At 71.9% G+C, this 9,565-nt stretch carries 9 protein-coding genes; 6 read left to right on the top strand and 3 right to left on the bottom strand.

The window, feature by feature from the left end; all coding sequences use genetic code 11:
- Nucleotides 1–47 precede the first annotated feature (47 nt).
- Together ACFCY7_RS37965 and ACFCY7_RS37960 are read right to left on the bottom strand one after the other, a co-directional pair.
- Nucleotides 48–1,061 (bottom strand): glycoside hydrolase family 6 protein, encoded by a 1,014-nt coding sequence (locus tag ACFCY7_RS37965; RefSeq protein ID WP_376490647.1) that lies wholly within the window; start codon nucleotides 1,059–1,061, stop codon nucleotides 48–50.
- Between the two features lie 56 nt (nucleotides 1,062–1,117).
- Nucleotides 1,118–2,110, bottom strand: a complete 993-nt coding sequence (locus ACFCY7_RS37960; RefSeq protein ID WP_376490646.1) for a DUF5937 family protein — start codon at nucleotides 2,108–2,110, stop codon at nucleotides 1,118–1,120.
- Nucleotides 2,111–2,182: 72 nt separating this feature from the next.
- On the opposite strand from ACFCY7_RS37960, the gene ACFCY7_RS37955 reads away from it, so the two are divergent.
- From ACFCY7_RS37955 to ACFCY7_RS37940, 4 genes are all read left to right on the top strand, one after another.
- Nucleotides 2,183–3,502 (top strand): MFS transporter, encoded by a 1,320-nt coding sequence (locus tag ACFCY7_RS37955; RefSeq protein WP_376490645.1) that lies wholly within the window; start codon nucleotides 2,183–2,185, stop codon nucleotides 3,500–3,502.
- A gap of 9 nt (nucleotides 3,503–3,511) precedes the next feature.
- Nucleotides 3,512–4,021 (top strand): MarR family winged helix-turn-helix transcriptional regulator, encoded by a 510-nt coding sequence (locus tag ACFCY7_RS37950; protein WP_376490644.1) that lies wholly within the window; start codon nucleotides 3,512–3,514, stop codon nucleotides 4,019–4,021.
- A 44-nt stretch (nucleotides 4,022–4,065) separates the two neighbouring features.
- Nucleotides 4,066–4,398, top strand: coding sequence for a DUF3817 domain-containing protein (locus tag ACFCY7_RS37945; protein WP_376490643.1), 333 nt, complete (start codon nucleotides 4,066–4,068; stop codon nucleotides 4,396–4,398).
- 71 nt (nucleotides 4,399–4,469) lie between these two features.
- Nucleotides 4,470–6,170: a methylmalonyl-CoA mutase gene (locus tag ACFCY7_RS37940; RefSeq protein ID WP_376490642.1), complete on the top strand. Its 1,701-nt coding sequence runs from the start codon at nucleotides 4,470–4,472 to the stop codon at nucleotides 6,168–6,170.
- A 161-nt stretch (nucleotides 6,171–6,331) separates the two neighbouring features.
- On the opposite strand, the gene ACFCY7_RS37935 is transcribed toward ACFCY7_RS37940, so the two are convergent.
- Nucleotides 6,332–6,964: a TetR/AcrR family transcriptional regulator gene (locus tag ACFCY7_RS37935; protein ID WP_376490641.1), complete on the bottom strand. Its 633-nt coding sequence runs from the start codon at nucleotides 6,962–6,964 to the stop codon at nucleotides 6,332–6,334.
- A 321-nt stretch (nucleotides 6,965–7,285) separates the two neighbouring features.
- Between ACFCY7_RS37935 and ACFCY7_RS37930 the strand changes: the two genes are divergently transcribed.
- The gene (locus ACFCY7_RS37930) at nucleotides 7,286–8,251 is read left to right on the top strand and encodes a tetratricopeptide repeat protein (RefSeq protein ID WP_376490640.1); all 966 of its coding nucleotides are present in this window, start codon (nucleotides 7,286–7,288) and stop codon (nucleotides 8,249–8,251) included.
- 601 nt (nucleotides 8,252–8,852) lie between these two features.
- Nucleotides 8,853–9,515, top strand: coding sequence for a DUF6230 family protein (locus ACFCY7_RS37925; protein WP_376490639.1), 663 nt, complete (start codon nucleotides 8,853–8,855; stop codon nucleotides 9,513–9,515).
- Nucleotides 9,516–9,565 lie beyond the last annotated feature (50 nt).

Genomic DNA, 9,565 nt, shown 5'->3' with positions numbered 1-9,565 from the left:
CCTTCCCGTCTGCCCCGCGGGCGACGACGGGAAGGTGACGACAGGCCCTAGGACTTCGCCCGGCGGGCGAGGCCCAGGGCGTAGTCGGGCCACCAGGTCCCGGCGGACGGACCGCCCCGGCACGGGCCGTCCGAGTCGCCGGGGCGCTTGACCCACAGATAGGCGTCGACCAGATCGTCCCCGGTCCGGTCCGTCGGCGGCACGCCGAGGGACCGGCCCGGCGGATTGCACCAGGCGTCCGCCCGGTCGCCCGGGAGGGGGCCGTCGCCGTTGCGGCTCGTGTCCACCGTGAAGTGGGTGCCGCCGAGCAGCCCCGAGAGCGTGGTGCCGAACCCCCGCACGGTGTCGTTCCGCTGGAAGTTGGACACGTTCAGGGAGAAGCCGTCCGCGCGGGCGACCCCCGCCCGGCGCAGCGGCTCCACCAGCTTGCCCGGGTCGTCGATCCAAGCCGGATTGCCCGCGTCCAGATAGACCCGGGTGCGCGGCTGCCGCTTCAGCCGCTCGATCGCCCCGGCAAGGAGTCCGTAGCGCTCGTCGTGGTACTGGGCCGGGGTGCAGCCGTCGACGATGTGCGGCACCGCGTCCGGTTCGAGGACGACGATCGCGGAGGCCTCCCCGATCGCCGTCGCGAAGGCGTCCACCCAGTTCCGGTACGCCGCCGCGTCGTGCGAACCGCCCGCCGAGTACATCCCGCAGTCGCGGTGCGGGATGTTGTACGCGACGAACACCGCCGTACGCTTCTCGGCCGCCGCGCCCCGGACCGCACGCGTGATCTCCGGTACGGGATCGTCGCCGGCCGGCCAGTCCGCGACCGGCCGGTCCGCGATCCGCTTCAGGATCCGGGCGTCCTCGGTCCTGCCCTGCGCCTCGTACCGGCGCACCTGCTTGGCCGCGTCGCTGTCCGGGTCCACCCAGAACGGGGAGCCCGACGCGGGGGCCACGACCTCCCCACGCGCGGACGGCGGGCCGACGGGTCCCTTCGGCGGCTCGGCCTCGCCGCACCCGCTCAGGAGCAGCGCGGAGACGAGGGCCAGGGCGGCGGTGACGGTGCGGCGGGACATCCGGCCCCCAGGGTCGGGTACGCGACGGGACAGACGGCGTCATCGTGACATGACGGTCACTTCGCGTCCGGCTGCGACACCGCGATCCCCAGCGGGGTCCGCTCGTACAGCACTTGATGGCCGTAGCGCCGGGAGGACAGCAGCCCCGCGTCCCGCAGCACCGAGAGATGGGACGAGACCGACGACGGCGCCCTGCCGAGCAGGTGCGCGAGCGCCGTCGTCCCCATCGGCTCGTCGAGGGCGCACAGCACGTCCGCCCGCACCGGCCCGAGCAGCCGGGCCAGCGCCTCCGGCGTACGGCCCCCCGGCTCCGACCACAGACCGCCGATCCCGCGCGCCGGATACGCCACCGTCGGCTGCCACGGCGGATCGAAGCCGCTCACCACGTCCGGCCAGGTGAACACCGACGGCACGAGCACGAGACCCTGCCCGTCCAGCGGGCGCACGTGCTCACCGGGATAGGCGACCCGCAGCGTCGCCGTCTCCGCCGCCCAGTCGAAGGCCGGATGCAGCTCCCCCAGGAGCCGTTCGAGCCCGCCCTCCGCGAGCCGCCGCGAGTGGTACGCCACGTCCGCCTCCAGGAGCGCCCGCAGCCGGGGCCAGTCGGGCTCGATCAGCGCCTCCCACGCGGCCCGCAGCAGATCGGCGAGCCGCTCCACCGCACCGGCCGGATCGGCGAGCATCCGTCGCCCCTCCGCCGACTCCGCCGCCCCCGGCGTCTCGGCCAGCGCCCGCTCGAAGTCGACCAGGGCCAGCGCGGGGTCCGTCGCCCGCACCGCCGCGATCTCCTCGTCGAACGACGCCGCCGGACCCAGCGGCGGCGGATAGAGCGAGTCGGGACTGTGCCCCCTGTGCGGCATCAGCAGGTGCAGCGGCCCCAGGTCGAGCCCCCGCGCGGCGTCCGCGATCCGCCGCATCCACGGCAGGTGGTACCCCTGCTTCGCGGGCCGGGCGAGGACGCGCACGGCCGAGTGCGTCTCCCACAGCGGCGAGATCGCGAACCGGATCCGCATCGGATCCGCCTCCCCGAAATGCAGGTGGTACGGCACGGAACCTCCCCGGACATTCGGCTGGAGCCGAAAGTCTAGGGCGCGGCCCGGCCGCCGGGCACGCTGCCCTCCATGCCCACGAACGACACCCGGCCGCCGGAACCGGCACCCCCGCACACCCCCGCACCCGCGCCCGACCCCACCCCGAAGGCGCCCGCTCCCGCTCCCGCGCCCGCCGCGAGTCCCGGCTACCGCGCCGTCTTCGCCGTCCGCGAGTTCCGGTTCGTCTTCGTGGCCCACCTGTTCTCGCTGGTCGGCGTCGTCGTCAGCGAACTGGCGCTGACCGTCCTCGTGTACGACCTGACCCGCTCCCCGCTGCTCTCCTCGCTCACCTTCGCGCTCGGGTTCCTGCCCTACCTCGTCGGCGGCACGCTGCTCGCCGGACTCGCGGACCGGCTGCCGCCCCGGCGGATCCTCGTCGTCTGCGACCTCGTCTGCGCCGCCTGCGTCGCCGCGATGGTCGTCCCGGCCACCCCCGTCGCCGTCCTGCTCGTGCTGCGCTGCGCCATCGCCGTCGTCTCGCCCGTCTTCAACGGCACCCGGATGGCGACCCTCGCCGACATCCTCGGCGAGGGCGACCTCTTCGTCCTCGGCCGCTCCCTGCTGCGGATCGTCTCGCAGAGCGCCCTCCTCACCGGCTTCGCCGTCGGCGGCGTCCTGCTCACCGCCGTGCCGCCGCGCGGCGCCCTCGCCGTCACCGCCGCCACCTTCGTCGTCTCCGCGCTGCTGCTCCGCCTCGGCACCGTCCGCCGCCCCGCCCGGGCCGCCGCGGAGACCCGCAGCGGGCTCGCCGGCACCTGGGCCGTGCTGCGGAACCGGCGGGTGCGCGCCCTGATGCTGATGTTCTGGGTGCCGCCGCTCTTCGCCGTCGTGCCCGAGGCGCTCGCCGCCCCCTACGCCGACGAGATCGGCGTCTCCACCGCCGCGCTCGGCCTGCTCATGTGCGCGCTGCCCGTCGGCACCATCGCGGGCGAGCTCTTCGCCGGATCGTTCCTCGGCGCGGCGACCCGCTCCCGCGTCGTGGTGCCGCTCGCCGTGGTGAGCGTCCTGCCCTACCTCCTCTACGCCCCCCGGCCGGGCCTGGGCCTCGCGGCCCTGGCGCTCTTCCTGGCCGGCGCCACCGGCGCGTACACCCTCGGCCTCGACGCCTGGTTCGTCGTCGCCGTCCCCGAGGAGCAGCGGGGGAGGGCGATGACCCTGATGACGGCGGGCATGATGACCGTCCAGGGGGTCGGCATGGCCGGCGCCGGGATCGCGGCCGAGTTCGCGTCCGTCCACACGGTCGTCGCGGGCGCGGGAGTGCTCGGCACGATCGCCGTCCTCGCCGTCGTCGCGGAGCTGCGGGCGACCGAAGTTCGAGACGGGGCTGACCGGCATATGACCAGTCGGTAAGGTCGGTGCGTGCCGAAGCCGCTCAGTCTCCCCTTCGACCCCATCGCCCGAGCCGACGAACTCTGGCAGAAGCGCTGGGGCCCGGTCCCCTCGATGGCCGCGATCACCTCGATCATGCGCGCCCACCAGATCCTCCTCGCGGAGGTCGACGCCGTCGTCAAGCCGTACGGGCTGACCTTCGCGCGCTACGAGGCCCTGGTGCTGCTCACCTTCTCCAAGGCCGGGGAGCTGCCGATGTCCAAGATCGGCGAGCGGCTGATGGTCCACCCCACCTCGGTGACGAACACCGTCGACCGGCTCGTGCGGTCCGGCCTCGTCGCCAAGCGCCCCAACCCCAACGACGGCCGCGGCACCCTGGCCTCCATCACCGACAAGGGCCGCGAGGTCGTCGAGTCCGCCACCCGCGACCTGATGGACATGGACTTCGGCCTCGGCGCCTACGACGCCGAGGAGTGCGCCGAGATCTTCGCCATGCTCCGCCCCCTGCGCGTCGCGGCGGACGACTTCGAGGAGAGGTAGCCCCCCGCGAAGATCGCCCGGAACGTGCCGTTACGCTCGACGGCATGAAATCCAGCGTGCTGACCCGCTACCGCGTCATGGCGTACGTGACCGCCGTCATGCTGCTCGTGCTCTGCACGTGCATGATCTTCAAGTACGGGTTCGACATGGGCGAGGACGTGACCTTCGCGGTCTCCCAGGCCCACGGCGTCCTCTACATCATCTACCTGGTCTTCGCCTTCGACCTGGGCTCCAAGGCCAAGTGGCCGTTCGGGAAGCTGCTCTGGGTGCTGCTTTCCGGAACGATCCCGCTGGCCGCCTTCTTCGTCGAGCGCAAGGTCGTCGCCGAGACGCTTCCGCTGGTCAGCGGCGCGCGGCCGGAGCCGGTCAAGGCCTGACACCCCCCTCCGCACACATGTGCGGAGGTTTGTCATCGACATTTACTAGGACGTCCTAGTAAATTCGAAGCATGGACGCTGACGCCATCGAGGAAGGCCGCCGTCGCTGGCAGGCCCGTTACGACAAGGCCCGCAAGCGGGACGCCGACTTCACCACGCTCTCGGGGGACGAGGTGGAGCCCGTGTACGGGCCCCGCCCCGGCGACACCTACGAGGGGTTCGAGCGCATCGGCTGGCCCGGTGAGTACCCCTTCACCCGGGGACTGCACCCGACCGGCTACCGCGGCCGGACCTGGACCATCCGCCAGTTCGCCGGCTTCGGCAACGCCGAGCAGACCAACGAGCGGTACAAGATGATCCTGGAGGCCGGCGGCGGCGGCCTCTCCGTCGCCTTCGACATGCCCACCCTCATGGGCCGCGACTCCGACGACCCCCGCGCCCTCGGCGAGGTCGGCCACTGCGGTGTCGCCATCGACTCCGCCGCCGACATGGAGGTCCTCTTCAAGGACATCCCGCTCGGCGACGTCACCACCTCGATGACGATCTCCGGCCCGGCCGTCCCGGTCTTCTGCATGTACCTCGTGGCGGCCGAGCGCCAGGGCGTCGACCCGGCCGTCCTCAACGGCACGCTCCAGACCGACATCTTCAAGGAGTACATCGCGCAGAAGGAGTGGCTCTTCGAGCCCGAGCCCCATCTGCGCCTCATCGGCGACCTGATGGAGCACTGCGCGCAGGGCATCCCCGCGTACAAGCCGCTCTCCGTCTCCGGCTACCACATCCGCGAGGCCGGGGCGACGGCCGCGCAGGAGCTCGCCTACACGCTCGCCGACGGCTTCGGCTACGTCGAGCTGGGCCTCAGCCGCGGCCTCGACGTGGACGTCTTCGCCCCCGGCCTCTCCTTCTTCTTCGACGCGCACCTCGACTTCTTCGAGGAGATCGCCAAGTTCCGCGCCGCCCGCCGGATCTGGGCCCGCTGGATGAAGGAGGTCTACGGCGCCAAGACCGACAAGGCCCAGTGGCTCCGCTTCCACACCCAGACCGCCGGTGTCTCCCTCACCGCCCAGCAGCCGTACAACAACGTCGTGCGGACCGCGGTCGAGGCCCTCTCCGCCGTCCTCGGCGGCACCAACTCCCTCCACACCAACGCCCTCGACGAGACCCTCGCGCTCCCCAGCGCGCAGGCCGCCGAGATCGCGCTCCGCACCCAGCAGGTGCTGATGGAGGAGACCGGCGTCGCCAACGTGGCCGACCCGCTGGGCGGCTCCTGGTACGTCGAGCAGCTCACCGACCGGATCGAGGCCGACGCCGAGAAGATCTTCGACCAGATCAAGGAGCGCGGCCGCCGCGCCCACCCGGACGGTCAGCACCCGATCGGCCCGATCACCTCCGGCATCCTGCGCGGCATCGAGGACGGCTGGTTCACCGGCGAGATCGCCGAGTCCGCTTTCCAGTACCAGCGGTCCCTGGAGAAGGGCGACAAGCGGGTCGTCGGCGTCAACGTGCACCACGGCTCCGTCACCGGCGACCTGGAGATCCTCCGCGTCAGCCACGAGGTCGAGTGGGAGCAGGTCCGCGTCCTCGGCGAGCGCAAGGAGCGCCGTGACGACGCCAAGGTCCGCGCCTCCATCGACGCGATGCTGGCCGCGGCCCGGGACGGCTCGAACATGATCGTCCCGATGCTGGAGGCCGTACGCGCCGAGGCCACGCTCGGCGAGATCTGCGACGCCCTCCGCGACGAGTGGGGCGTCTACACGGAGCCCCCGGGCTTCTGACGGTCACTGCGCACGAGGCAGGGGCGGTACGGGAAGTCCCGTACCGCCCCTGTCGTACGAGGTGACCACTTCGCGGCCGTGCCGAGGATCCTGGTCGGGGTGTCCGGACGACCACCCGAACCTCCTCCGGCGGAAGCTCCCGGTACTCCTGCCCGCCGCTTTCAGCCCTGGGCCGCCACCGCGCCCAGGCCCCCCACGAGGAGGGCGGAGAGGCGGGCCACCCATGCCTCGTCGACGGGCTCGGCGCTGACCAGGGCGCGGTGGACGACCGCGCCCGCGATCACGTCGAAGATCAGGTCGTCGGTGGCGTCCGTGGCCACCGGGTCGCGGTGCGCCGGGAGTTCGCCGCGCTGCTGCGCCCGCATGCGGCCGGCCAGGACGAGGCGCTTCTGGCGGTCGACGATCGAGGCGCGGATGCGTTCGCGCAGCGGTGCGTCGCGGGTGGACTCGGCGACCACGGCCATCAGGGCGGTCTTGGTCTCGGGGCGTTCGAGGAGCGCCGCGAACTGGAGGACGACGTGCTCGATGTCGGCCTGGAGGGAACCAAGGTCGGGCAGTTCGAGTTCGTCGAAGAGGACGGCGACGGCGTCCACCACGAGTTCGTTCTTGTTGGCCCAGCGGCGGTAGAGGGTCGTCTTCGCCACCCCGGCGCGGCCGGCGACGTCCCCCATCGTGAGCTTGGACCAGCCCAGTTCGACCAGAGCGGCCCGGGTCGCCTCCAGGATGGCCGTGTCGGCCTCGGTGGAGCGGGGACGCCCGGTACGGCTGGTGCGGGGGTTGGTGCGGCTACACATGGAAACCGACCATACCCGCCGGTAGGTATCGCGCCAGAGGCGCGGGATGTGAGGCAGTTCACCCGCCGGATCGCGCCCCGGCCCTCCCGCCGGCTCCCGCTGCGGAGATACGCTACGACCCGTAGCGAAAGGCATTGAGCGGCCTGAGCGACAACCATGCGCCGGGTGGGGATCCGGCGGGTCATCGGGTGGGGACCCGATGCGAACCGAAGACGAAGAACCGTGTCGTCCACGCGTCTCGCACACCGGCGGGAGGCGTGCGGACGGCACGGTTCGGCCATGGCTTACCGGTTACGCGCGCGGAAGGGGGAGGATGTACCCATGCAGCCCCGAAACATGTCCATGAGCGGCGTCGTCGACCTCGCCGCGGTGAAGGCGGCCGGAGAGGCCAAGGCGAAGGCGGAGCAGGTGCGCGCCGAAGCCGCCCGGCAGGGTGGCACCGCCGCGGTGTCCCCCTCCGCCCTGGTGATCGACGTCGACGAGGCGGGCTTCGAGCGCGATGTGCTCCAGCGTTCCGCCGAGGTCCCGGTCGTCCTCGACTTCTGGGCCGAGTGGTGCGAGCCGTGCAAGCAGCTCGGCCCCCTCCTGGAGCGGCTGGCCGTCGAGTACAACGGCCGGTTCCTGCTCGCGAAGATCGACGTCGACGCCAACCAGATGCTGATGCAGCAGTTCGGCATCCAGGGAATTCCGGCCGTTTTCGCGGTGGTCGCCGGTCAGGCGCTGCCGCTCTTCCAGGGCGCGGTCCCCGAGGCCCAGATCCGGGAGACCCTCGACCAGCTGATCCAGATCGGCGAGGAGCGCTTCGGTCTCACCGGCATCGTCGTGGACGCGGACGCCGACGACTCGGCCCCCGCCGCGCGGCCCGTCGGGCCGTACGACGTGCTCCTGGAGGCGGCCATGTCCGCGCTCGACGCGGGTGACCTCGCCGGGGCCGTCCAGGCGTACAAGAACGTGCTCGCCGACGACCCGGCGCACCCCGAGGCCAAGCTCGGCCTGGCCCAGGCCGAACTGCTCCAGCGGGTGCAGGGCCTGGACGCGGGCGTCGTCCGCAAGAACGCGGCCGACAACCCGGCCGACGTGGCCGCGCAGATCGCCGCCGCCGACCTCGATCTGGTGGGCGGTCACGTGCAGGACGCCTTCGGGCGTCTGGTGGAGACCGTGCGCCGCACGGCCGGCGCGGACCGGGACGCGGCGCGGCTGCGGCTCCTGGAGCTGTTCGAGGTGATCGGCGCCGACGACCCGCGCGTGACGGCGGGCCGCCAGGCCCTCGCCCGCGTGCTGTTCTGAGGCCTTTTCCGCCCCGGCGCAGGGTGCCGGATCGTCCGACGATTTGGCGACAGAGCGACAGACAGCGGCCGCGCTTTACCAAAACTTGGTAATCGCGGCCGCTGTTACTTGTAGTAAATCGAATCCTTGATTCTGTCCGGATTCATCCGGCGATCTGATGATATCGGCGGCCACGCGGCCGCACCCTGAGTGCCCGTTCGGCGCCGCCCCGCCATCGCCTGGTTATCCACCCGTTACTAGCGAGTAACGAACCCCCTTGTGCGGGGGCCCGGAATGGACCACGATCGGCGACGCTCGGTCCGAACCGCACCACCCCGGCAAACCAACCGGGAACGCGGCGAAGGTCCCCACCGGGCGGACCGGTGCCCTGCACCGGTCGTGGACAGGGGGGTTCCCGCTCTCACCGAACGGGGCCTGTCCAATCAGGTCACGCGAAAAGCGTGGCCATGGTTGTCGCTCGGGGGTGATCGCCGGTGATTCGGACGCGCAGCGCGCCGTTTGACGCCTCGGCGCTCTCCTTCCCGAGGACGTAGCTCTTCTCCCATCCCAGGACGGGCCCCTGGCCCTTCCGGAGATGTACGTCCGAGAAGGAGGAATTCTCATGAAGTCCCAGGTTCGTGGCGGAACCAGGTGGAAGCGGTTCGCCGTCGTCATGGTCCCGAGCGTGGCCGCGACGGCCGCGATCGGCGTCGGCCTGGCCCAGGGTGCGCTCGCGGCGTCGTTCGCGATCTCCGGCCAGGAGTTCAAGGTCTCGACCGACAAGCTCGAGGGCACCGAGTTCGTCCAGTACGGCAGCGTCGCCAAGGGCAAGAAGCTGGACGGCACGCCGTTCGGCGCCCCGGTCGCGGTCTCCGGCTTCGACACCGCCAAGATCACCAACATGTGCCAGTCCGTCGTGACCCCGGTTCCGGGTCTCGGCGACATCACCCTCCGCCTGGAGGCCGGCACGCAGGGTGCTTCCGACCCCGACAAGCGGGTCGACGCGAAGGACCTGTACCTCGACGTCTCGTACCTCGAGGCCGACGCCGAGTTCAAGCAGATCGACATCGGCGTCGCCGCCGGTTCGCTCCCGAAGACGCCGGGCGGCCAGGGCATCCAGCCCAACACCCAGGCCAACGAGAACGGTTTCGGCCAGCGCGCCGACAGCGTCACGCTGACCAAGGTCCACCAGAAGGCGTGGGCCACCACGGCCGCCACCTTCAAGCTCCCCGACCTGTCCCTGTCCCTGCACCGGGGCACGGACAAGGAGTGCTTCAAGGGCTGATCCGGCCCCAGGGGTGCGGGGGGGGCCCCACCGGCCCCCCCCCCCCCCCC

This window comes from Streptomyces sp. NPDC056361, assembly GCF_042262805.1.
Lineage (GTDB): Bacteria > Actinomycetota > Actinomycetes > Streptomycetales > Streptomycetaceae > Streptomyces.
Note: the sequence above shows the minus strand (reverse complement) of the source record. Positions and strands in the feature narration are given on the sequence as shown.